Annotated in this window: 25 protein-coding genes and 2 pseudogenes; 17 read left to right on the top strand and 10 right to left on the bottom strand. The window is 58.3% G+C overall.

Annotation, left to right across the window (positions count from 1 at the left end; genetic code table 11):
* The first annotated feature begins 21 nt into the window (after window positions 1–21).
* A complete protein-coding gene (locus ACA075_RS01270; RefSeq protein WP_497296971.1) occupies window positions 22–477 on the top strand; it encodes a YiiD C-terminal domain-containing protein in 456 nt (151 codons plus the stop codon).
* Window positions 478–585: 108 nt separating this feature from the next.
* On the opposite strand, the gene cysQ is transcribed toward ACA075_RS01270, so the two are convergent.
* A complete protein-coding gene (gene cysQ, locus ACA075_RS01265; RefSeq protein ID WP_497296970.1) occupies window positions 586–1413 on the bottom strand; it encodes a 3'(2'),5'-bisphosphate nucleotidase CysQ in 828 nt (275 codons plus the stop codon).
* Window positions 1410–1976, bottom strand: a complete 567-nt coding sequence (gene nudE, locus ACA075_RS01260; RefSeq protein WP_223486444.1) for an ADP compounds hydrolase NudE — start codon at window positions 1974–1976, stop codon at window positions 1410–1412. The genes cysQ and nudE overlap by 4 nt, the downstream gene beginning before the upstream one ends.
* A 90-nt stretch (window positions 1977–2066) precedes the next feature.
* On the opposite strand from nudE, the gene yrfG reads away from it, so the two are divergent.
* Entirely contained in the window at window positions 2067–2729 is a 663-nt protein-coding gene (gene yrfG / locus ACA075_RS01255; protein WP_461956652.1) for a GMP/IMP nucleotidase, read from the top strand.
* Window positions 2730–2846: 117 nt separating this feature from the next.
* Here yrfG and lysM read toward each other — a convergent pair whose 3' ends face one another.
* Window positions 2847–3290, bottom strand: a complete 444-nt coding sequence (gene lysM / locus ACA075_RS01250) for a peptidoglycan-binding protein LysM (RefSeq protein ID WP_497296969.1) — start codon at window positions 3288–3290, stop codon at window positions 2847–2849.
* 137 nt (window positions 3291–3427) lie between these two features.
* Between lysM and ACA075_RS01245 the strand changes: the two genes are divergently transcribed.
* The 4 genes from ACA075_RS01245 (at window position 3428) to ACA075_RS01230 (ending at window position 8469) form a co-directional block, all read left to right on the top strand.
* On the top strand, window positions 3428–4315 hold the full coding sequence (locus ACA075_RS01245; RefSeq protein WP_010464716.1) for a LysR family transcriptional regulator: 888 nt from the start codon (window positions 3428–3430) through the stop codon (window positions 4313–4315).
* Between the two features lie 93 nt (window positions 4316–4408).
* Window positions 4409–5248 (top strand): formate dehydrogenase accessory sulfurtransferase FdhD, encoded by an 840-nt coding sequence (gene fdhD, locus ACA075_RS01240; protein WP_497296968.1) that lies wholly within the window; start codon window positions 4409–4411, stop codon window positions 5246–5248.
* Window positions 5245–7593: an FdhF/YdeP family oxidoreductase gene (locus ACA075_RS01235; protein ID WP_497296967.1), complete on the top strand. Its 2349-nt coding sequence runs from the start codon at window positions 5245–5247 to the stop codon at window positions 7591–7593. Before fdhD ends, ACA075_RS01235 begins: the two co-directional genes overlap by 4 nt.
* Before the next feature lie 387 nt (window positions 7594–7980).
* On the top strand, window positions 7981–8469 hold the full coding sequence (locus ACA075_RS01230) for a glycine zipper domain-containing protein (protein ID WP_497296966.1): 489 nt from the start codon (window positions 7981–7983) through the stop codon (window positions 8467–8469).
* A gap of 68 nt (window positions 8470–8537) precedes the next feature.
* Here the strand turns inward: ACA075_RS01230 and ACA075_RS01225 are convergent, their stop codons facing one another.
* From ACA075_RS01225 to ACA075_RS01210, 4 genes are all read right to left on the bottom strand, one after another.
* Complete coding sequence (locus tag ACA075_RS01225; protein WP_497296965.1) at window positions 8538–8957, bottom strand: acyl-CoA thioesterase; 420 nt, start codon at window positions 8955–8957, stop codon at window positions 8538–8540.
* 30 nt (window positions 8958–8987) lie between these two features.
* The gene (locus tag ACA075_RS01220) at window positions 8988–10214 is read right to left on the bottom strand and encodes a 3-hydroxyacyl-CoA dehydrogenase (RefSeq protein WP_497296964.1); all 1227 of its coding nucleotides are present in this window, start codon (window positions 10212–10214) and stop codon (window positions 8988–8990) included.
* Window positions 10215–10459: 245 nt separating this feature from the next.
* Window positions 10460–12394 (bottom strand): RecQ family ATP-dependent DNA helicase, encoded by a 1935-nt coding sequence (locus ACA075_RS01215; protein WP_497296963.1) that lies wholly within the window; start codon window positions 12392–12394, stop codon window positions 10460–10462.
* Between the two features lie 197 nt (window positions 12395–12591).
* Window positions 12592–13095 (bottom strand): polysaccharide deacetylase, encoded by a 504-nt coding sequence (locus ACA075_RS01210; protein ID WP_497296962.1) that lies wholly within the window; start codon window positions 13093–13095, stop codon window positions 12592–12594.
* A gap of 270 nt (window positions 13096–13365) precedes the next feature.
* Here ACA075_RS01210 and ACA075_RS01205 point away from each other — a divergent pair, with 270 nt between their 5' ends.
* From ACA075_RS01205 to ACA075_RS01160, 10 genes and pseudogenes are all read left to right on the top strand, one after another.
* Window positions 13366–13623, top strand: a complete 258-nt coding sequence (locus tag ACA075_RS01205) for a hypothetical protein (protein WP_497296961.1) — start codon at window positions 13366–13368, stop codon at window positions 13621–13623.
* Between the two features lie 94 nt (window positions 13624–13717).
* Window positions 13718–14845: a hypothetical protein gene (locus tag ACA075_RS01200; RefSeq protein ID WP_497296960.1), complete on the top strand. Its 1128-nt coding sequence runs from the start codon at window positions 13718–13720 to the stop codon at window positions 14843–14845.
* Between the two features lie 191 nt (window positions 14846–15036).
* The gene (locus ACA075_RS01195; RefSeq protein WP_497296959.1) at window positions 15037–15333 is read left to right on the top strand and encodes a hypothetical protein; all 297 of its coding nucleotides are present in this window, start codon (window positions 15037–15039) and stop codon (window positions 15331–15333) included.
* Window positions 15334–15487: 154 nt separating this feature from the next.
* Entirely contained in the window at window positions 15488–15931 is a 444-nt protein-coding gene (locus ACA075_RS01190) for an antitoxin PaaA2 family protein (RefSeq protein ID WP_497296958.1), read from the top strand.
* A complete protein-coding gene (locus ACA075_RS01185; protein ID WP_497296957.1) occupies window positions 15931–16203 on the top strand; it encodes a type II toxin-antitoxin system RelE/ParE family toxin in 273 nt (90 codons plus the stop codon). Before ACA075_RS01190 ends, ACA075_RS01185 begins: the two co-directional genes overlap by 1 nt.
* Before the next feature lie 128 nt (window positions 16204–16331).
* A complete protein-coding gene (locus ACA075_RS01180) occupies window positions 16332–16685 on the top strand; it encodes a DUF1493 family protein (protein ID WP_497296956.1) in 354 nt (117 codons plus the stop codon).
* Between the two features lie 190 nt (window positions 16686–16875).
* On the top strand, window positions 16876–17364 hold the full coding sequence (locus ACA075_RS01175; protein ID WP_497296954.1) for a helix-turn-helix domain-containing protein: 489 nt from the start codon (window positions 16876–16878) through the stop codon (window positions 17362–17364).
* Window positions 17365–17367: 3 nt separating this feature from the next.
* The gene (locus tag ACA075_RS01170) at window positions 17368–18639 is read left to right on the top strand and encodes a type II toxin-antitoxin system HipA family toxin (RefSeq protein WP_497296953.1); all 1272 of its coding nucleotides are present in this window, start codon (window positions 17368–17370) and stop codon (window positions 18637–18639) included.
* Between the two features lie 37 nt (window positions 18640–18676).
* Window positions 18677–18838 (top strand): annotated as a pseudogene (locus ACA075_RS01165) (DUF1493 family protein); the annotation flags it as partial.
* Between the two features lie 43 nt (window positions 18839–18881).
* Window positions 18882–19736 (top strand): DMT family transporter, encoded by an 855-nt coding sequence (locus tag ACA075_RS01160; protein WP_497296952.1) that lies wholly within the window; start codon window positions 18882–18884, stop codon window positions 19734–19736.
* A gap of 62 nt (window positions 19737–19798) precedes the next feature.
* On the opposite strand, the gene ACA075_RS01155 is transcribed toward ACA075_RS01160, so the two are convergent.
* Both ACA075_RS01155 and hslO read right to left on the bottom strand, forming a co-directional pair.
* Window positions 19799–21340 (bottom strand): phosphoenolpyruvate carboxykinase, encoded by a 1542-nt coding sequence (locus tag ACA075_RS01155; RefSeq protein ID WP_497296951.1) that lies wholly within the window; start codon window positions 21338–21340, stop codon window positions 19799–19801.
* 182 nt (window positions 21341–21522) lie between these two features.
* The gene (hslO, locus tag ACA075_RS01150) at window positions 21523–22425 is read right to left on the bottom strand and encodes an Hsp33 family molecular chaperone HslO (protein WP_497296950.1); all 903 of its coding nucleotides are present in this window, start codon (window positions 22423–22425) and stop codon (window positions 21523–21525) included.
* Window positions 22426–22526: 101 nt separating this feature from the next.
* Between hslO and ACA075_RS01145 the strand changes: the two are divergent.
* Window positions 22527–22745: pseudogene (locus ACA075_RS01145) on the top strand (phosphatase PAP2 family protein); the annotation flags it as partial.
* A 175-nt stretch (window positions 22746–22920) separates the two neighbouring features.
* On the opposite strand, the gene ACA075_RS01140 reads toward ACA075_RS01145, so the two are convergent.
* Entirely contained in the window at window positions 22921–23328 is a 408-nt protein-coding gene (locus tag ACA075_RS01140; RefSeq protein WP_497296949.1) for an RNA-binding S4 domain-containing protein, read from the bottom strand.
* Window positions 23329–23432 lie beyond the last annotated feature (104 nt).

The raw sequence follows: 23432 nt of genomic DNA, 5'->3' as shown, positions 1-23432 counted from the left end.
CTTCAAACAAGAGGCCCCTGAATGAGCCGCGACAGTCGTCACCTGGAATCAGTCCTTCATCGCGATATTCCTTTGACCCGGGACATGGGCCTCAAAGTGCTCGACTGGCACGACCAGCAACTGCGCCTGCATATGCCGCTTGAGGCCAACGTCAATCACAAAAGCACCATGTTCGGCGGCAGCCTGTATTGCGGCGCGGTGCTGGCCGGCTGGGGCTGGCTGCATTTGCGCTTGCATGAAGAAGGGGTTGAAGGCGGACACATCGTGATTCACGAGGGGCACATCACTTATCCGCTGCCGGTGACCATGGACGCGATCGCGATCTGTCAGGCACCGAGCGCGGTGGTGTGGAAGAAGTTTCTGGCGACATACCAGCGATACGGACGGGCACGGTTGGCGTTGCATTCACGGATCGTCAATGCCGATAGCAATGACGATGCGGTGAGGTTTACCGGGCAGTACGTCTTGCACCGATAAAGACACAAAACCTGTGGCGAGGGAGCTTGCTCCCGTTGGAGTGCGCAGCACTCCCATTCCTGTCACCACTGTTTGCCTGGTGTAATTGAGTTGCAGGTTTGGGTGAACTCAGGATCGAGCCAGTTCCAGTAACTTCTCCCGCCACGCTGCCTTCACCGGCAACGCCAAAAAGAACTCATTCAACAACGATTCCCGCGCCGGATAACAAAACGGCTTCCCGCTCAAATCCAGCACTTCACCGCCCGCGCCTTCCAGCACGCCTTGAGCCGCCGCCGTGTCCCACTGCGAAGTCGGCGCCAACCGTGGATAACAATCCGCCGCGCCTTCCGCCAACAGGCAAAACTTCAACGAACTGCCGATGTTCGCCAATTGCAGCTCACCCAGGCTGGCACTCAACCCGGCCAGCAAGCGCTCCTGCTCGGGGCTTGAATGCCGACGGCTGGCTACCACGGTAAACGCCTCGCCCGGCGCCGGCACGTCGCGCACCTGAATCGGCAACGCCTCGGCATCTTTGTCGCCACGCCACGCGCCCAGTCCCGCGCCCCCCACATAAAAGCGTCCGTTGGTCGGCATCGACACCACGCCAAACACCACCCGGCCCTGTTCGATCAGCGCGATGTTGACGGTGAACTCTTCGCTGCCGGAGATGAACTCCTTGGTCCCGTCCAGCGGGTCCACCAGCCACCAACGCTGCCAGCCGGCGCGCACACTCTGGGGGATGTTGGCGTCTTCTTCGGACAGCACCGGAATGCTCGGATCCAGCGCCGTCAACCCGGCCAGAATCAGGTGATGAGCCGCCAGGTCAGCGGCGGTGACCGGTGAATCGTCAGCCTTCGCCGTCACCGCAGTCCCCGTGCGCCAGAACGGCAAAATCGCGTCGCCAGCCTTCAACGCCAGTTCAACCACCGGCGCCATCAACGGATGCGGGAAATTCATGGCAGAAACACCCCGCGCTGAGTCAACAGATCACGGGCCAGGTACAGCGCCGCCAAGGCACGGCCCTCCGTGAATCGCGGGTTCTGCGCCAGGGCCGACAGCTCGCGCAGGTTGATCTTATCCACACCCATCGGCTCCGGTTCGTCGCCTTCCAGGCGTTCTTCGTACAGATCGGTGGCCAGCACCACCTGGATCTTCTGGCTCATGTAACCGGGCGACAACGACAACTCGGTCAGATGTTCCAGTTGCCGCGCGCCATACCCGGCCTCTTCCTTGAGCTCGCGCTCGGCCGCCGCCAGCACGTCCTCGCCCGGCTCGATCAAACCTTTGGGCAACGACAATTCATAGGCATCGGTGCCGCCGCAATACTCTTCGACCAATACGGCGTGATCCGCATCGAGCATCGCCACGATCATCACCGCGCCATACCCCGCGCCTTTGCCGACCAAGCGCTCGTAGGTGCGTTCCACGCCATTGGAAAAGCGCAGCTTCAGCTCCTCGACGCAGAATAAACGGCTGGTGGCGACGATCTCGCGGGCGAGTACGGTGGGTTTCTGGCGCATGAAAGGCTCCTTGGCGTAAGCGGGTTACTATACCCGGCCTATCCTGATTGTTGACCTCGGATATCTTTATTACCGCTGGAGAAGTTTTTTATGTCCCTGCTGCCCTGGCGCGACATCGACACCGTTCTGCTGGATATGGACGGCACGCTGCTGGACCTGCACTACGACAACCATTTCTGGATGGAGCACCTGCCTCAGCGTTATGCCGAGTTGCACGGGGTCAGCCGGGCCATGGCCGAGATGGAATTGCAGCCGCTGTTCGAGCGCAATGCCGGTCAGTTGCAGTGGTATTGCCTGGATTTCTGGAGCGCCGAGCTGAAGCTGCCGGTGCGTGAGTTGAAACTGGAGACTGCGCACCTCATCGCGCTGCGCCCGGACGCGGATACCTTTCTGGCGGCGATCAAACAGGCCGGCAAGCGCGTGGTGATGATCACCAATGCGCACCGTGATTCGCTGTCATTGAAGCTGGAAAGGATTGAACTGGCGCCGTACTTCGAGCGCTTGATCAGCTCGCATGACTACGGTTTCCCCAAGGAGAATCCGCAGTTCTGGGAGGCGTTGCAGGCGGACATCGGTTTTGATCCGGCGCGCAGTCTGTTTATCGACGATACGTTGCCGATCCTGCGCAGCGCGCGCAGTTTTGGGGTGGCGCATCTGCTGGCGGTGAGTGAGCCGGACAGCCGCAAGGGGCCGAAGGATACGGCGGAGTTTGCGGCGGTAGTCGATTATCGGGAGCTCATCGCAGGGCTTTGAGACCGAGGCGCCTGGTTCGCGGGCAAGCCTCGCTCCTACAAGTCCGTGCCGTTCGCGAGGTCTGCGTACGACCTAAAACTGTAGGAGCGAGGCTTGCCCGCGAAAGCGATCTCAAGATTATTCAGGAATCCGCAATGACTGCCCCGGATAGATCTTGTTCACGTCCTTGAGCATCGGTTTGTTTGCATCGAAGATTTTTTGATACTTGTTGGCGTCGCCGTACACGCGCAGGGAAATCGCGCTGAGGGTGTCGCCCTTCTCAACCACAACGAACTTCGCCTCCACCAGCGTCGCCCCACCGGCGACGGTAATCTGATCATCAACACTACCAACGCCAGCGATATTGCCCACAGCCAGCAGAATTTTTTCCTTCTCCTCCTGGGTTGCCACTTCACCGGTGACGGTGACTTTGTCGCCATCTACCGTGGCCTGCACGTTCGGATTACCCAGGCCGACCTTGCTGATGTGTTCCTTCAACTGCTCACTGGCATTGGCATTGCCGGGTGTCAGCAGATCCAGCAGTTTTTCGCCCGCTTCTTTCACAAAGCTCAAAAGACTCATGATGCACTCTCCTTGGGATTTAGTTTCCAGACGCAAAAGCCTAGACCAAGGTTGCAAGCCCCGGTTCCAACCCGACCAATGACGTCGATCCATCGCAAGCGCTAAAATCGCCACCCTCACCGCGCCCTGGAGCGAAGATGGACATCAAGCAGCTGAAATTCCTCATCGCCCTCGACGAAACCCGCCACTTCGGCCAGGCCGCGGCGCGCTGCCATATCACCCAGCCGACCCTGTCCATGCGCCTGCGCAGCCTCGAAGAAGAACTCGACCTGCCGCTGGTCAACCGCGGCCAGCGCTTCGAGGGCTTCACCGCACCCGGCGAGCGCGTGTTGGCGTGGGCGCGCACGGTGCTGGCGGCCTACGACGGCTTGCAGGCCGAGGCCGCCGCCTGTCGCGGCAATCTGGTCGGTACGCTGCGGTTGGGCGTGGTGCCGCTGTCGAGCTTCGATCCGCTGCCGTTGATGCAACGCCTGCATGCCGAACACCCGAACCTGCGCTTTGAACTCTCGGCCCTGAGCTCCGAACAAATCCTCGAGCAACTGGCGAACAATCGCCTGGACCTCGGCGTGTCGTACCTGGAGCGACTGGACAACGAGCGTTTCGACTCCCTGGCCTTCAGCGAAACTCGCATGGGCCTGCTCTACGATCAGCGCTTCTTCAGCTTCGGCGAGGCGCCGTTGAGTTGGGAGTCATTGATAGAACTGCCCCTGGGCATGCTCACCAGCGGCATGCATTTTCGCCAGTCCATCGATCACAATTTCCACAGCCGCGGCCTGACGCCCCAGCCGCTTCTGCAAACCGACGCCGTCCATCAATTGTTACAAGCGGTGCACGGCGGCCTCTGCTGCGCGGTGATGCCTTTGGATGGCGGCCTGGAAAACCTCACCGATCACTTGCGTCTGCAACCCATCGAAAACGCCAAGACCCTCGCCCGGCTTGGGCTGATCATGCGTCGCAGTGCCCCGCGTTCGGCGCTGGCCGAAGCCTGTTTTGCGATCTATCAGAAATCGCTGACAGCGTCTTGATCGACGTCATCTATCGGCAGATCAGTAATAGCGATTAGACGCGACAGGTTGACGCGCCTAGGCTTAAACCTGACCAAACCGTCGGTGATGCCCATGAATGCCAAGCGCCCTGCCTGCGCGGTGCCGGCCACAGAAACGCCCGCGCCCGCCGCCAGCCAGACCTACAGTTATAGCGACCTTCAATACACCGAATCGGCCAGCACCGCGCTCGCCGAGGAAGTCGCGTTGGCGATCGCTTATAACGGCATCAGCCAGGCGGTGATGTTGGTCACGCCGACTGATCTTGAAGACTTCATCGTCGGTTTCAGCCTTGGCAGCGGCATCATCGAAGACGCGTCCGACATCTATGACCTGCAACTCAGCGGTTCGGGCTCGGCGCAATACGCGCAAGTGACCGTCGCCAATCGCGCGTTCTGGAACCTCAAGCAGCAGCGTCGGCAAATGGCCGGCACCAGCGGCTGCGGGCTCTGCGGCGTAGAGGCGGTGGAACAAGCATTGCCAGATCTCAAAGTGTTGCCCGGAGCCCCCCTGCCTCCCGCCGAATGGCTGGACGGTTTGCGCCAGCGCATCGGTGCGTTCCAGCCTCTTGGCCAGTACTCCGGGGCGGTGCATGCGGCGGTGTTCATGAACGGTCAGGGCGAATTGCTGCTGGGCCGCGAAGACATCGGCCGGCACAACGCCCTCGACAAACTGATTGGCGGTTTGATTCGCCAGAAGATCCCGACTGAAGGCGGCCTGGCGATTGTCACCAGCCGTTGCAGCCTCGAATTGATTCAAAAAGTACTGCGCGCCGGCATCCAGACCCTGGTCAGCCTGTCGTCGCCCACGGGTCTCGCCGTGCAATGGGCCCGTCGTCACAACCTCAATCTCATCCATCTGCCCCAAAAAAATGCACCACGGGTCTACAGCCCGGCATTGGAGAATCAAGCGTGAGTCAACACCGTCAAGCCGACCAGAAACCCGTCCCTCGCTACAAGCCCTATAAAGGCCCGGCCGGTGGCTGGGGCGCACTGGCCAGCGTTGCCCGGGCCTGGTTGACCAGTGACAACGCGCTGAAAAACCTGCGCATGATGCTCAAAACCAACAAGAACGGCGGGTTCGATTGCCCGGGTTGCGCCTGGGGCGACTCCAACGAAGCCGGCATGGTGGCGTTCTGCGAGAACGGCGCCAAAGCGGTGAATTGGGAAGCGACCAAACGGCGTGTCGACGGTGCTTTCTTTGCTAAACACAGCGTCAGTTCGTTGCTGGAACAAAGTGACTATTGGCTGGAGTATCAAGGTCGTCTGACCGAGCCATTAAGCTATGACGCCGAAACTGATCGCTACAAGCCGATCAGCTGGGAAGCGGCGTTCGCCTTGATTGCCAAACATTTGCAGGGCCTGTCGAGCCCGAATCAGGCCGAGTTCTACACCTCGGGCCGCGCCAGCAACGAAGCGGCGTACCTGTATCAGCTGTTCGTGCGCACCTACGGCACCAACAATTTCCCCGACTGTTCGAACATGTGCCACGAGGCCAGCGGTGTGGCACTGGCCCAAAGCGTCGGCGTCGGCAAAGGCACCGTGACCTTCGACGACTTCGAACACGCCGATGCGATTTTTGTCTGGGGCCAGAACCCGGGCACCAATCATCCGCGGATGCTCGAACCTTTGCGCGAAGCGGTGAAACGCGGCGCGCAAGTGGTGTGCGTCAACCCACTGAAAGAGCGGGGCCTGGAACGCTTCCAGCACCCGCAGCACCCGATCGAAATGCTCACCAACGGCGACAAGCCGACTAACACCGCCTACTTCCGCCCGGCGCTCGGCGGCGACATGGCGGTGTTGCGCGGCATGGCGAAATTCCTGCTGCATTGGGAGCGCGAAGCGCAGCAGACCGGTAACCCTTCCGTGTTCGATCACGACTTCCTCAATGAACACAGCGCCGACGTGTTGGAATACCTGGGCGCCATCGATGACACGCCGTGGGCGCAGATCGTCGAGCAATCCGGCCTGACCCTGGTGGAAATCGAGCAAGCGGCGCGCATGTACGCCAAGGGCAAGAACGTCATCATGTGTTGGGCTATGGGCATCACCCAACACCGCCACTCGGTGGCAACCATCCAGGAAATCGCCAACCTGATGCTGCTGCGCGGCAACATCGGCCGGCCGGGCGCCGGCCTGTGCCCGGTGCGCGGCCACAGTAACGTGCAAGGCGACCGGACGATGGGCATCAACGAACGTCCGCCAGTGGCGTTCCTCGATTCCCTGGAGCGGCGCTTCCAGTTCAGGGTGCCGCGTGAAAACGGTCATAACGTGGTCGAGGCGATCCACGCGATGGCCGAAGGTCGCGCCAAGGTCTTTATCGGTCTGGGCGGCAACTTCGCCCAGGCAACCCCGGACAGCCCACGCACCTTCCAGGCCCTGAGCAATTGCGACCTGACCGTGCAGATCAGCACCAAGCTCAACCGCAGCCATTTGGCCCACGGTAAAGAGGCGCTGATCCTGCCGTGCCTGGGCCGTACCGACATCGACATCCAGACCGAAGGCGCGCAAGCGGTGACCGTCGAAGATTCGTTCAGCATGGTCCACGCCTCCAACGGCCAGTTGCAGGCACTGTCGAATCAGATGCGCTCGGAGCCGTGGATCATCGCCGGCATCGCTGCCGCGACCCTGGGCAGCAAACCGGTGGACTGGAACTGGCTCGTGGCCGATTACAGCCGCATTCGCGATCTGATCGCCGATACCATTCCGGGCTTTCGCGACTTCAACGAGAAGATCAAGAACCCGGGCGGTTTCTACCTCGGCAACAGCGCCGGTGCACGCAAGTGGAACACCCCGTCAGGGCGCGCCAATTTCCGGCCGAACGTCCTGCCCAAAGACCTGGTGCACGAACGCACCCGCGCTACGGGCGTGTTGCCGGACCTGATCATGCAATCGATGCGTTCTCACGATCAGTACAACACCACGATTTATGGGCTGGATGACCGTTATCGTGGCGTGAAGGGTCAGCGGGATGTGTTGTTCGTCAATGAAGCAGACATCATCCGCCTGGGGTTCAAGCCTGGGCAGAAGGCTGACATCGTTTCGATCTGGGACGATGGGCGTGAGCGTCGGGTGAAGGGCTTTACGCTGCTGGCGTTTGATATTCCTGCGGGGCAGGCGGCTGCTTACTATCCAGAAGTGAATCCGCTGGTGCCACTGGAAAGCACCGGGGATGGCAGCCATACGCCAACGTCGAAGTTTGTGGCGATCCGGTTGGAGATGGCGAGTGAGACTGGGTTGATTTTGGCCAAGTCGGCCTGACGCGCGCAACCACCATTGTGGCGAGGGAGCTTGCTCCCGTTCGGCTGCGCAGCAGCCGCAAACCTGGCAACCCAATCTGACCGATAGATTGGGTTCGCTGTTTTTTGGGGCCGCTTCGCGACCCAACGGGAGCAAGCTCCCTCGCCACAGGAAAATGTCGCCTGCCAATTCAGCTGCAGGCAACTTTCCAATCGCCCACAAAAAAGGCCGTTTTTTCACAAAAACGGCCTTTCCGAAGTAGCTAAAGACCGGCGAAAAACCCTTAAGTTCCGCCCAAAAAACAGTAACTTATAGAAATGTGCTCAAGTCGTGTTACTCGTCGGATTTCGATTGTCACGACCAGGACACAGCCTCAGGATCGCGCCGTCATCCCCTTGAGGTTCCTCTATGAAGTTCTCCTCGATTCTCTTGTTGTCCCTTGGCCTGGTCAGTGGCTTCGCTTCTGCCGGAGGCACCACCGAAGCAGGTGTGGGCGGCGCATTGGGCGGGGTTCTTGGCTCGGTCGTCGGTCAGTCGCTGGGCGGCAATACAGGTTCCACTATTGGCGCGGCCCTGGGCGGCGCAGGTGGTAGCGCCGTCGGCGCAGACAAACGCAGCCGTGGCGAAGCCGCCATTGGCGGTGCGTTGGGCGCAGCAGGCGGTAACGTGGTCGGCCGCAGCATGGGCGGCACCACCGGCAGCCTGATCGGCTCCGCAGCAGGCGGCGGCGCCGGTGGCGCGCTGGGTAACTACATGGGCAACAAGAGCGATGAAGACGATGATCGTCGCTCCTATCGCGGCGACCGTGATGACCGTCGTTACTACCGTGACGGCCACCCGGGCCGAGGCCATGCCTATGGTCATCGCAAACATTACAAGCACAATCGTCATCATTGAGGCCTGAACGGCTTCGCTGACAGATTGATAAAAAATCGCAGCCCAAGGGCTGCGATTTTTTTTGTCCGTCAAACCACCAGGCGCTCCAATGCATCACGCAATCCGGCAGGGATCGCCACCGGTTGATTCGACGTCCGATCCACAAACACATGCACGAAGCGCCCCGCCGCACAGGCCTCGTCTTCCCCGGCCTTGAACACCGCCAGTTCGTACTGCACCGAGCTGTTGCCCAACTTGCCCACCCGCAGACCGATCTCGATCCGATCCGGAAAGGCGATAGAGGCGAAGTAATCGCAAGACGAACTCACCACAAAACCCACCACCTCGCCGTCATGGATATCCAGGTCACCGACTTCGATCAGGTAGGTGTTCACTGCCGTGTCGAAAAAACTGTAGTAAGTGACATTGTTGACGTGACCGTAGGCGTCGTTGTCGTGCCAGCGGGTGGTGATGGGCTGGAAGTGCGGGTAGTCGGTGCGTTGGTTCATGCGCAGCTCTCGTCTTGAAGTGGATGAAGTCTACCGATCCGCAAACCCTTTACCCACCGCCTCTAACTCACCAATCAGGCGCGCCGGCTTCCAGTGATCGCCCTGGCGGGTCTCCAGCGCCATCAAACGCTGATGAATATCCGCCAGCCCTTGCTGATCCGCCCACGCCATTGGCCCGCCCTTGTCCGCCGGGAAACCGTACCCGTTGAGGTACACCAGATCGATGTCGTGCGCCGACCCAGCAATACCTTCCTGAAGGATCTTCGCGCCTTCATTGACCAGCGCCAGCAGACAGCGCTCGAGAATCTCCTCAGGGCTTATCTCCCGACGCTGGAAGCCAAGCCCTTCGCTAACATTTAGCACCAGCGCATCGACTTCAGGATCGTGTTCAGCCTGTCGACTGCCCGGTTCATAGTGGTAATAGCCATTGCCGCTCTTCTGACCAAAACGCTCCAATTCGCACAAGCGGTTATCCACCTGAACCTCTGGCGCATCCTGCCCTTTGCCTGACAGCTCGCGAGCGCGCCATCCCAGATCGACGCCAACCACGTCGTACATGCGAAACGGCCCCATGGCAAAACCGAAACCTTGCAGTGCCGCATCCACCTGATAGGGATAAGCACCCTCCAAGAGCATCTTGCGCGCTTCAAGCACGTAGGTATTGAGCATGCGGTTGCCGATGAAACCATCGCAGTTGCCCGCCACCACGCTGACCTTGCCCATGCGCTTGCCCAGCTCCAGCGCCGCATCGAGTACGGCGGGCGAAGTCTGCGCACCGCGAACGATTTCCAGCAATTTCATGATGTGCGCCGGGCTGAAGAAGTGCAGCCCCAGGACCTGAGCCGGACGGCGAGTCGCCGCGGCGATGGCGTCGATATCCAGCGCTGAAGTGTTACTGGCCAGAATGGCTTCGGGTTTGAGCAGACCGTCCAGTTCACGGAAGATCTTTTGCTTGAGTTCAAGATTTTCGTAAACCGCTTCGATCACCAGATCAACCTCACGGATCGACGCATATCCGGCCGCCGCCGTGACCCGTGCGATGCGCGCATCCGCCTCGGCCTGATCGATGCGGCCCTGGCGCACATTGTGTGCGTAGGTGTCCGCCACGGTGGCCAGCGCCTGTTCCAGCATCTGCGGATTGTTGTCGACCCACTGCACCGGAACGCCGGCGTTGGCCAGGCACATGACAATGCCACGGCCCATGGTGCCTGCACCGATCACGGCGGCGCGCTGAATGTTGAACGGTGTCTGGCTCATGTTTGCTCTCTTGTTGGCGATCCATAGACAGACCTCACCATAGTCAGCCGCCGGGTATTTTTGAAATTTATTCCTGTGATGAGCAACATTCAGCGGATGGATCTACCCGCGAATACACCAAAGATCCCTGTGGGAGCGGGCTTGCTCGCGAAAGCGGTGTGACAGTCAGTGATGATGTCGACTGACACTCCGCTTTCGCGAGCAAGTCGAATCGTCGCACCGCCGCTCCCACATTGGTCCGCGTTTCAACTCGGCAGATGCGCTTCAGCCCACTCCCGCACGTCGGCATACGGATAATTTTCCAGCGCCGCAAATCCCGATATCGAACGCGCCTTGAGCTTGGTAAAGAGCGGCACGCTGATCCCGCACAAAAACCGCGTTACGCGTTCGGCCGACGGTACATTGCCGGTGTACTGCTCATGCCTGTGGATAAAATCACCGCACAGCGCTTCGAAGTTTTTATCCACAAGCGCCGGCAATTCCGGCGGCGATGGCAGCCGCGCCACGTGCCCATGACACACCGAACAATGCCCGCACTGACGAGGCGCGTTTTCATCGCCGAAGTACTCGGCCAGGCGATAGCCCAGGCAATGGTCGGTGGCGAACAGATCCAGCATCGCGTGAATCCGGGCAATCTCAGTACGTTCATGCTGGGTGAAATAGGCGTGCAGTTCAGCGCTCAGTGCCTGACTGTCGACATTCACTTGCAGCAGGCTGTAGACCTCGGTCATTTGCTTGCTTTCCAGCTCGATCCAGCCTTTCTCCTGGAAATAATCCAGCGCCTTGACCACCCGGTTGCGCTCGGCTTGATGCTGTTCATAGAGCGCGTCGAAATTCACCGTAGCCCAGGTTCGGGCGCGGCTGGAGGTCTGGATAATGGCCGCGACAAAGTCTTTGCGCTCGCCCTCGAAGCGGGCCAGCAAAGCTTCCGGTTCTTGCAAATACTTGAAGCGGTATTCGGCGTAATAGGCGTAACGCGGGGCAATCAAACCACGCAGTTCGAGTTGCACCAGCAAGGTCTTGAGCGGCAGCTGGCGAATGTTGCTCTGGTCCGACAAGGGCCCCAACAGAAACTCCCACTGCCCCTCCGGCGCAGCAGCTTGCATCTCATCGAGCACACAGCGAATGCCGTCCAGTTCTGGCGTGTCGCCGTAGACGAAGTTTTCCAGCACGTTGAGGCTGTCGCGGTTTGCCAATACCAGGCAGTCGGACGGGTGCCCGTCACGCCCGGCGCGGCCGATTTCCTGGCTGTAGTTTTCGATGGATTTGGGCAGGTCGAAATGCACGACGTTGCGGATGTCGCTCTTGTCGATGCCCATGCCGAAGGCGATGGTGGCAACGATGCAATTCGACTGCCCGCCCATGAAGCGTTTCTGGATGGCTTCGCGTTGTTCGTGGGGCAAACCGGCGTGATAGGCCTCGGCCTGGATGCCGTTGCGTCCCAGGTGTTCGGCGATGTGCTCGGCGGTTTTTTGCAGGGTGACGTAGACGATGCTCGGCTGACCGGGACGTTCGCTCATCCATTCGACGAGTCGTCGGCGTTTGTCCTGACCACGTACCGGCTCGACCAGCAAATTCAGGTTTGGCCTGTAGAAACCGGTGGTCACCACGTCTTCGGGAGCGATGGCGAATTTTGCCTCCATGTCCGCGATCACTTTGGGCGTCGCAGTGGCGGTCAGCAGCAGCGCCTGCGGAATGCTGAACTGGCGCTGGTAGTCGGGAAGCTTGAGGTAGTCGGGACGGAAATTGTGGCCCCACTCCGAGATGCAGTGCGCCTCGTCCACCACCAACAACGAGATCGGCACCTGCTGCAGGAAATTGCGGAAGCGCTCGTTCTTCAAGCGCTCCACAGAGATCATCAAAATCTTCAGCTCGCCGGACCTGGCCCGGGCCATCACATCGCTTGCGTCGTCACGACTCTGGGCCGAATCGATGCTGCCCGCTGCAATGCCATGACGTTGAAGGAACGCCAACTGATCTTGCATCAACGCCAGCAGTGGCGAGACCACCAGCGTCAGGTGCGGCAGCAACAGGGCCGGCAATTGATAACAAAGGGACTTGCCCGAGCCGGTGGGGAAAATCGCCGCCGCCGAGCGCCCGGCCAACACCGCGCTGACCGCCGCCTCCTGGCCGGGCCGAAACTGTGGATAACCGAAAACCTGTTCCAGGGTGTTGTGCATAAGCTGTCACTCCGTTGACCGCTGCGAAGCCCAAAGCCTAGCCGGCAAACGCAGCGAGTCGAGAAAAGGTCGGGGGCCAAAACGATACGGGATGATACAGCGGATGCAACGCAGGGTTCGCGGGCAACGCGGTCTAATGTGGGAGGGAACTTGCTCGCGAAGCGGCCAGCCCAGTCAGCGCAACAACAGGAATTAACTCAGGGCACCAACACCGCCACCCGCAGTTGCTCATTCAGCGCCTGCTCATGAAAGGTTTGGCTCTTGCTCGCCCAAACCGCATGGGCCGGGCTGATTTCCCCCGTGAAAGCCGCCGCCAACTGGCGCAAATCGGCGACGCTTCGCACGCGAGGGCAGAAGGGTTCGCCGTCGCAGCTCTGACTGGCGCTGCGGTAGGTGACCAGCAACCGATCCCACAACCCGTCACGCACCTGCCTGACCGACTTGAGCTTTACATCCTGCACGCCCAGTCGCTGTTTCAGACTTTGTTCGTCGAGCATTTCGCTGGCCAGCAGTGCCTTGCCAAACATCAACACCTCGGCGCGGGAGGCCGTGTCCACGTTCGCCTGGCTGGTCAGGGCCTCTGGCCAACCGGTGCGATCCATATTGGCAAGGCCCATCGGGTTGCTCGCGTCAGCCGCCCCGGCCAAACGACAAACACCCGCCCACAGCAACAAAATCGAGGCCATACGTAGCCATTGCATACCTAATTCCCTTTAAGCGTTGGACAGACGTTTTTGAAACGTCCTACTGATTCTGGCGCGCACCATACAGAGGTTTACCGCGATGCGCCTGACAAACACGTAGGAAATTCGACCTCTAGGGGAATTGCTGAAAAGTGCCTCGGGTTACACGTAGGCAAAAGGCCACAAAGCCGGTAAATCCCCTACAAAACCTGTCCATTTACGCGGTATTGCGACGCCTGGATGCGCGCCTCTATAGTTTGCCGCGCCGCTGAACACAGGACTGACCTCATGCAAGACCGCTATCGCCCGCTCAAAACCAGCTACAGCGAAACGCCCGTGTTGGTCATCGACACTGCAGCCAGCACCGGCGCCGTCCTCGACGCCGCTCATCAACGTCTGCGCGCCGCCAGCGACCTGCTCGAAACACTTTACTGCTTGTGCTTCAAACAGGCTGATGTGAAAGACATTCCTCATATAGTGAATGCACTTTATTTACTAACGCAGGATGGCTGCGAACTTCTTGAAGTTGCAAGACAACGAATATAACTTTAAAAACACAAACACAGAAACAACTAACCTCTTCAACTTACAAACAACAAACATTAGTCTGCAAGCTCTTAAATCAATCAAGAGCACGACAATGACTACATTAACTATTTTCTTCTGCGGCACCGGCTCGACCAAATTCGACAACCAGAACCCAACTTACTGGAACGGCGAACTGGTTTCGACATTGGCTTCCCATCACGGTGGCCGCGAATTTGCCGAATGGATCGTGATCGATGGCCCCGGCACCAGTAACCTGCAAGCCGACGAACTGTTCACCAAATCCGGGGACTACGGCCTGAGCGGCACGCTGTTCGGCAAGGGCTGGGAAGAGAACGTCAAACACGCCATCAACATCATCAAAGGCAAGTGCGACTGGGAGCGTGAAAAACTGACCGAGGCTGAATACAACCGTCTCAAGGCTGCCGGTATTCCCATTGAAGATGTGATCGTCGAAGGTTCCTGGATGTGGCGCAAGTACAACTACGGCGACCGCAGCGTGACCCAACAGAAGTTGCAGGAACAAATCATCAAAACATTCCGCAAGGACGGCATCACCCCCACTAAAGTCAACTTGGTCGGTTGGAGCCGCGGCGGCATTAGTTGCCATATGCTGGCCAATGCCATGTTCAAGGACAGCGCACTAAAGAACATTCCAGTGAACATCTTTGCCATTGACCCGGTACCGGGCATCGGTAACTTCCAAGAAGAAAAAGTCAAACTGAATGCCAACGTAAAAGAATACGTTGGCTTCTACGCCCGAGACGAACGCTCCAAAGGTTTCAGCTGCGTCATCCCGCAAACAGCCACCGGCACCCGCACCCACATCTACCCGATGCCTGGCCGCCACGGCACGCTGGTCGGCAACGCCGCCGCCGATGGTGTCAGCGGCCCTAAAGCGCTGGCCGAACCCGGCCTGATCGTCCGCCACTTTGCCGAAGTGTGCTTGAAACGCTGGGGTGTGCCGCTGAACAAAACCAGCAACCTGACCCCGACCGACCTGCAAAACCACCACAACGCCATGGCCAGCGCCACCGCGAAATACAAAGCGATGGAAAAGTGCTCGTACACCTTCTTCACCGAACTGGACCAGGGCGAGCGCTACGTTTCGCTGGGCAGCAACGGGGTCAAGTTCTCGGCAGTGAAAGGCACGATCTACGCGCCGGTGACTGGGTTGACCACTGGCCTGCAGGATGTGGGGGCTTATAAGCACATTCGTTGAATACGCGGGCAGATTCGTAGGAATGACCTCATAGAAACCTCATCCCGTTCCTACAAACAACGACTCCTTGTCGTCTATCGCTACCCGTTGGCTCACATCTATAGTTCCGGGTGTCGCTGAAGGTTCAGCGGCTCGGGCTTGGTCACTCGACAAAGAGAGCACACATTTCTAACTAATAAAGGTGTAACTCAGTGACAACGTTAAATCCTCTTTTTGATCGCTACCGCCCACTCAAAACAACTCTCACCGATTCCCCGCCCCTGATCATCGACACAGAGGCCAACCCCCAGGACATCCTCGAAGCCGCCCTCCAGCGCATCCGAGCCTCCAGCGACCTCCTCCAGACCCTGCATTGCCAATGCTTTAAGCACGGCGATGTCGAAGACATCCCGCACATCACCCACGCAGTCTACTTGCTGACCCAAGACGGCTGCGACCTGCTGCAAGTTGCCCAACAACGCATGATGGGCTGGAAAGCGCCTACCTAAGAAGTTGTGTTTCAAGGGCATGCCAGCCTCACTGTGAGCTGGCTGCCCATGAAAAAAGGATACTAATTCCTACACCCTCAATGGAGATTGAAGATTGCAAACTATTATTGATTGCGTAGCATGTGGGCCACTGATCAGCCATGGGCTCCTTCTTATGACTACCGAAACGATCGATCACACCGCGCTCGTCAAACTGGTTGAAAGCGGCGCTGTTAACGCCACTCACATTTCAGCCAAGCAAGGTGGGTGGGCAGTTCAAGTTCAACATGGATCACAAACGCATTCCCTGGCAGCGCAACGCAGCCAGCAAATTCGCTTATTTAAGCGTCTCGAAACCCTAGTGATCTATTTGCAAGGAATAGGCATCTGCCATTTCGATGTCGATACCTCTGGTTACGACCCACTACAATTAAAAACCTATTCTCGCCCTGACCGTTCCGAGGCACTGAAGCAAGTTCACGATGCAGCGGCTTACGACGAATGGTTCAGGAAGCAGGTTCAAGCCAGCATCGATGATCCCCGGCCAAGTGTGAGCGACGAAGAGGCGCGCCGAATCTTTGCGGCAAAACGTGATGCCATACGTCAACGGGCGCGCTAATGCGGGTGATTTGGCGCCCCACGGCGCTGACTGACCGGGACGACATCCTGAATTACATTAGCGAAGATAACCCTTACGCGGCCATTGCTTTAGACGAAGTCTTTGAGTCCAAATCAGAGCAAGCTTGCCAGCATCCAAAGCTTTATAGAAAAGGCAGAATTTTTGGCACTCATGAGATAGTCGCCACACCCAATTACTTCATGGTCTATACAGTCCTGCCACACGCGGTAGTGGTAATGCGGGTACTGCATGCGAGACGACAATGGCCGTGACTAGATCAACCGCAGACGCCCCTAAGTTTGAGGCCAGCAAGGGCCCGGATAGATCGACGCAACTGCTCGTTATTGAAAGGAGGCGCTGAGCACATCAGCGCCATCCTTTCCTCCCACTGGACGCAATCATGCACCTCGCCCCCAACTTCCCCGACGACCACACCATGCACTTGCTTATGCAGCTGCTGCACGAGGAACTCGGCCTGCCAGAACGCAAAACCATCAGCCTCACCACCTCGATCAACTTCGACCTTGGCTGCAAGGGCGCTGATGCACGGCATTTGATGGAAGCGTTGGAAGAACAGTTCGGGATCGACCTCGTGGACTACGACGCCTATCGCTACTTTCAGCCGGAAGGATTTGATGTGCATCTAAAGCGAAGGGCAAAAGGTCGCGGTGACAAAGTCCCGCTGACCATTGGCATGCTTTACCACGCGGTCAAAGTACAGCGCTGGGAAACGCACACTCTGGAAGGTCTCTAGCCGAGCTCATAAGTGCCATTATTCTGGCAGTTTATTGCGGATTCAGATCGAATAATGACAGTTACAAAAACTGTATTTCACCCCGCCGATGGCGGCTGTCCCGAAAACAGAGTAAGCAATGCCCTGCAAATCATCACATAAGTGCTATTATTCTGGCAGTTAACGCCTAAAAGTGAAGGAATAATGGCACATGGCTAAGAAAACAGCGCCTCTCATGCCATCCGCATCCAGACTGCTCGCGGAGTTTGGCGAACGCCTGAAACTCGCTCGACTGCGTCGCAGGCTGACCGCAAAGCAAGTCGCCGAAAGGGCGGGCATGTCGCTGACAACGCTTCGCTCTCTGGAGTCAGGCGGTTCAGGCGTGACGATGGGCGCCTACCTGTCCGTGATGCAGGTGCTGGGCTTGGAGAAAGACTTGAGCAAGCTCGCAGCAACGGATGAGTTGGGACGCCAGCTGCAAGACGCGCGTTTAACTCCACAAGCGAACGCAGCAGCCAGTAAACGTCAACGAGTACGCAACATGACGGCAACGAAAACGTCGTCACCGATTCGCGACAGGACGGAGGAAGCATCGGAAAGCCCCATTTCCGATTCGGACATTGAGGTTGATTTCCCGTTGAACACCCATTCGTTTTCCAAGTTGTTTACCACGAAAAAAACCAAGCCTGAGACGGATTGAAAAATGACTCTGATCGCGGTGTATGCCGATTGGGAAACCCTGAACGGACCAAGGCGTCTTGGATTTCTCCATGCCCGAAAGGCTCGCTCCACCAACGTGTTCGAGTTTGAATACGACCCTGCTGCTTTGGCCGATCCCGAGTTGAACTTCACGACGCTGGATCCCCGCATCGGGCTCTTCGAAGGACGACAATTCCCAGGGCAGCACCAGACCCGCTTTGGCGTTTTTGCTGACTCAAGCCCCGATCGCTGGGGTCAATTGCTGATGAAGCGCCGACTGGAGCGAGACATCCGCGACGGACTCATCCCGAAAGGCACAAAACTATACGAGTCGGATTACCTGCTAGGTGTTCATGACCTCTATCGAGTGGGTGCTATTCGCTACAAATTGAATGACGAAGGTAGTTTTCTGGACGATCGAGATGGGTTGGCAGCGCCGCCCTTTATCAAGTTACGTGAACTGGAACAGGCAAGTCGCGCGCTGGAAAACGATCCGGACAACACCTCGCTCGATGGGCGTGAGTGGTTGAGAATGTTGATCGCCCCCGGTGGCTCACTGGGTGGCGCCAGACCCAAGGCCAGCGTTGCTGACAAGAACGGTCATCTGTGGATCGCCAAGTTCCCGAGCACGCGCGACGACTATGACGTCGGCGGCTGGGAATTCGTGGTGAATGCCCTGGCGGAACAATGTGGTCTGCGAGTGGCCAGGGGGATGGCGCAACGTTATGCGAGCGACCATCACTGCTTCATGGTCAAACGCTTCGACCGCACCGCAACGAGTGGGCGACTGCATTTCGCCTCAGCCATGACCATGACCGACCGCGTGGACGGTGATGATGCGTCGGTAGGCGCCAGCTACCTTGAGTTGGCTGAAGTACTCGTGCAGCACGGCTCAGAACCCGACGAAGATCTCCGCGAGTTGTGGTCGCGGATCGTATTCAACATCCTGGTTTCCAACACCGACGACCACATGCGTAACCATGGTTTTCTTCTTGATCCTGGGCGTGGATGGCGTTTGTCAGATGCCTACGACATGAATCCGGTCGCACATGCCGATGGGTTGAAGCTCAACATTACCGAAGCCGACAATGCGTTAGATCTCGAACTCGCTCGCGAAGTCGCCGAGATCTTCCGAGTCAGCCGTGATGATGCGCAAGAGATTATTGAGCGTTTCCAAGAAGTGGTGAGCCAGTGGCCAAAAGTGGCCAGCGCGGCGGGACTATCTAAGCGTGAACAGGACAAAATGGCTCCGGCGTTTCGCCTGCCTGGTAAATAGCGGTGAGGAGGCGATGCGTAACCATTCGCCCTTTGTCATCGAACAAGACGCCTATCGCGACTTCCACCCGCAAGGCTACGATGTGTTTCTAAAACACCGAGCCAAGGGACGCGCCGCCAGACTGTCGCTGACCATCCAAATGCTCTACCCGGCCATCAAGGCCCAACGCTGGGACACTCAGACGCTGGAAAGCCTCTAACGTCCGCAGCGCACACCTATAAGGACATAGCGTGGACGTATTGATGGGTTTGCTCGCCGCCTTGCTTTGGGGCGGCACGGATTTTCTGGTGGGTTTGAACGCCCGCGCAGTCGGCGTCAAACGCGCGGTGTATTTCGGTCAGGCACTGGGCTTCAGCATCATGACCTTGTTACTGATCGCCTTTCCTGCCTTCATTCTCAAATCCATGTCGGCATCGCTCGATGCCTGGCTGATCGGCATTCTCGCCGCTGTGTTGACCGTGTCTGGAGCGCTGGCCTTGTCCAAGGCGTTCGCCCTCGGCAAAGCCTCTATCGTCGCACCGTTGGTGACCTCTTACGGCGTGGTCACCACGCTGCTGTCCTGGGCGGGCGGTGAACAGATCAGTCTGATCCAACTGCTGTGCATCGCGCTGTGCGTGATCGGGGTTGTCCTTTCCAGCATCCACTCGGACTCGAAACTTCCACACACCACCCAGGCCAGCAGTTCGATTGCCTATGCACTGTTGGCGGCTGTTTTTTATGGCACCAGTTTCTGGCTGCAAGGTCGCTTCGTGCTTCCGGTGCTGGGTCCGGTGACGATGCTTTGGCTCGCGTATCTGATCGGGCTGATCGTGCTGGTGGTCATCGTGTTGAGGGTAAAGGATGGTCTGAAAATTCCACCACTGAAGAACTGCATGACGCTGACCGGTGCCAGTCTCATGAACCTTGGCGGATTCTCATCATTCGCTTGGGGCGCGGTGGCAGGATCGGTTTCCGTGGTGACAGTTATCAGCACACTATCCGGAGGCATTGCGGCTATTCTGGGATACGTATTCTTCAAGGAGAGGCTGGCGAAATTACAGGTGCTGGGCGTGGTTTTGGTGTTGGTCGGAGCGTTCGTTTTACACCTGAAAACCTGAACCGAACGCCCACAAAAAAGCCGCCCTCAAAGGGCGGCTTTTTCATTCGCTAAATCCAAGCCTTACAGCTTAGGACCCGCAGCCTTGATCGCGTCACTAACCTCAAACTTCTTGAAGTTCTCAACAAACAACCCAGCCAGTGCCTTAGCCGCTTCATCGTAAGCAGCCTTGTCAGCCCAGGTATTACGTGGGTTCAACAGGCCAGTCTCAACGCCCGGCACTGCCAACGGCACGTCCAGGTTGATGGTGTCGAGGTGCTCGGTTTCAGCACCGATCAACGCGCCGCTCTGGATCGCTGCAATCACGCCACGGGTGGTCGGGATGTTGAAGCGTTTGCCAACGCCGTAGCCGCCGCCGGTCCAGCCGGTGTTGACCAGGTAGACCTTGGAGCCGAAGCCGCGGATGCGTTTGATCAGCAGTTCTGCGTATTCGCCGGCCGGACGCGGGAAGAACGGTGCGCCGAAGCAGGTGGAGAAAGTCGACTTGATGCCGCTGCCGGAACCCATTTCGGTCGAGCCCACCAGTGCGGTGTAGCCGGACAGGAAGTGGTAGGCCGCTTGTTCTTCGCTGAGAATCGAGACTGGCGGCAGTACGCCGGTCAGGTCGCAGGTCAGGAAGATCACAGCGTTTGGCTCGCCACCGAGGTTCTTCTCGGAACGCTTGGCAACGTGCTCCAGCGGATAGGCCGCGCGGCTGTTCTGGGTCAGGCTGACGTCGGCGTAGTCGGCGTGCTTGGCGTCATCGATAACGACGTTTTCCAGGACTGCGCCGTGCTTGATGGCTTTCCAGATGACCGGCTCGTTCTTCTCGGACAAGTCGATGCACTTGGCGTAGCAGCCGCCTTCGATGTTGAAGACAACGCCTTCGCCCCAACCGTGTTCATCGTCACCGATCAGGTAACGGCTTTCGTCGGCGGACAGGGTGGTTTTACCGGTGCCGGACAGACCGAAGAACAAGGTTACGTCGCCCGCTTCACCGATGTTGGCGGCGCAGTGCATTGGCAGCACATCGGCGGCCGGCAGCAGGAAGTTCTGCACCGAGAACATGGCTTTCTTCATTTCACCGGCGTAACGCATGCCGGCGATCAGCACTTTCTTCTGTGCGAAGTTGAGGATCACGCAACCGTCGGAGTTAGTGCCGTCGCGCTCTGGAACGCATTCGAAGTTGGCGACGTTGAGCACCTGCCACTCATCACGACCAGCCGGGTTGTACTGGGCCGGATTGATGAACAGGCAACGACCGAACAGGTTCTGCCAGGCAGTCTGCGTGGTCATTTTCACGGGCAGGTAGTGATCTTCCGACGCACCTACGTGAACGTGGGAAACGAAATGTTCTTGCGCGTTGTTGAAGGCCTCGACGCGGTCCCACAGGGCGTCGAACTTGTCGGCCGGGAACTTGCGGTTGATCGGGCCCCAGGCAATGGCGGCCTGAGTGGACGGCTCTTCAACGATGAAACGGTCGACTGGCGAACGGCCGGTACGGTGACCGGTGCGAACAACCAGCGCGCCAGTGTCGGCAAGCTCGCCTTCACCGCGACTCAGAGCTTCTTTTACCAGATCATCAACACTCAGATCGGTGTACACGGCGTTATTGGCTTGCGTCATGAGATTCCCCGTCGGCCAGTGGCCGAGTGTGCTCCAAACGTTTTGTAGTAGAAAGTCGTGCACTACTACCGCGACAAAAAGTGGGCCGGATTATGCCAGAAACGCCCAAAAATAGTAGGGCCCTCCCGTCGTAACGGCGTTATTCCGGCGCTAAGCAGTGAATTTACCTGCGCTGAACCGTTTTAGTGACGGGTATCTGACGGCGTATCGACACCCGCACCGGCGAACAGTTGGGTGATATCGGCCGCATCAAACAGGTAGCGCTGGTTACAGAATTGGCAATCAATCTCGATGTTGCCGCCGTGCTCGATGACCAGCGCCTGCGCGTCTTCCATACCCAAACTGACCAGAGCATTGCCCGAACGTTCTCGCGAGCAACTGCAACGGAAACGCAGTCTCTGCACATCGAACAGGCGCACCTGTTCTTCATGGTAGAGACGATGCAGCACGGTTTCGTTGTCCAGGCTCAGCAATTCGTCGGCAGTCAGGGTGTTACCCAGCGCAGTGATGTGCTGCCAGCTGGCGGCGCGTTCTTCTTCGTCTTTCAAGCGGTCGGCAGGCAGTTGCTGCAGCAACAGGCCACGGGCACGACGGCCATCGGCGTACAGCCAGAAACGGGTGCCAACCTGTTGCGACATGACGAAGTAATTAGTGAAGCACTCCGACAGAGTTTCACCATCCAGATCAACAATGCCTTGGTAACGCTGACCTTGAGTCGGGTCGATGGTCAGTGCCAGAACGCCGTTGGGCATCAGGTCGGCGAGTGTCGCGTCGGGGGCAATCCGGTCGGCTTCGTAACGGGCCAGGCCACGGATTTCACGCTCGCTTGAGCACTCGATCATCAGCAGCGGAATCGGACCTTCGGAACGGGCCTGAAGAATCAGCAAGCCATCGAACTTCAAGGTGCCGACCAGCAACGACGCAGCCGCCATCAGCTCGCCGAGCAGTTGCGCGACCGGCTCAGGATACGGATGTTTGGCGAGGACTTCGGCGTAACTCCGTTCCAACGAAACCAGCTCGCCGCGGGTGTCGCTGTCATCGAAGATGAAGCGTTGGGTGTAGTCGGTATCCGTTAGATCGGTCATAGGTCTGGGTTCTGAAGTAATGACAAAATGGTTACAGGTCGTGAAATTGCGCCTTTGCGGCACCATTTTGGTGCGCGATGTTCAGCCACGGGAGGCATTTTATGAACAATCCGGGCTTGTTCCAAACAAGGTGGAACCTGCGCCGGCTGGCTCTGTGCAATTTCGTGCCTCTGGCACTGCTGACCTTCTGGTTATGGCCTACGGGTCAGATGCTGCGTGTGATTTTCGACGAGTGGCTGTTTCATCTGCTGAATGCGCCGCTGGCCAGCAACCCGATATGGCTACGCATCTGGGCGATTGCAAGTCTGCGTCCATTCGATGTGGGGAGTTTCGCGGATGAGTGTGGTGCTTAGCGACTGATTTTGTGGTGCTGCCGGCGAGTGCTGCGCACTCGATCTCGAGCAGGCTCACTCCCACAAAGGTCTGCGCTATACCTGTGGGAGCGTGTGGCTTGCCCGCGAAGACGTCAGCCCAGACGACACAGAAGCATCTACCTCACTCGTCGTTACTGCTCCCACGAAACTTGAACAAATCCCGCCGCTGTTTCTTGCTCGGCTTGCCGTCGGTGCTCACGCCCAACGCGCCGGCCTTGCGCATGGCCGCGGCCGCTTCGCGCTTGACAATGCTGGCATCGGTTTCCGCATACAATGTCTGAGCCTCTGGCGCGCCACGGCGCACAATCGAAAGCGCCTGAACTACCACCGTGCGTTCCTCGAACCCCACACGAATCTGGAACTCGTCGCCCACCCTCGGTTCCTTGCCCGGTTTGCAGCGCTCACCCCGGCAATGCACCTTGCCACTTTCAATCGCTGCCTTGGCCAAGGCACGTGTTTTATAAAAACGCGCGGCCCACAACCACTTATCGAGACGGACCTTGTCGTCCTCTTCGTTTTTTTGTGCCACTTGAATTCCTCTTTCAGCCCATAGTCGGAACTGTACTACCGTTTCTGTCGGGCGCAAGAACCGGGCCCTCCAGATAGACTGTGATCTTGGCCGGCGTTCCGGCA

It is taken from the genome of Pseudomonas sp. LBUM1663 (assembly GCF_059695905.1).
The sequence above is the reverse complement of the archived record's forward strand: the minus strand, read 5'-3'. Positions and strand labels throughout refer to the sequence as shown.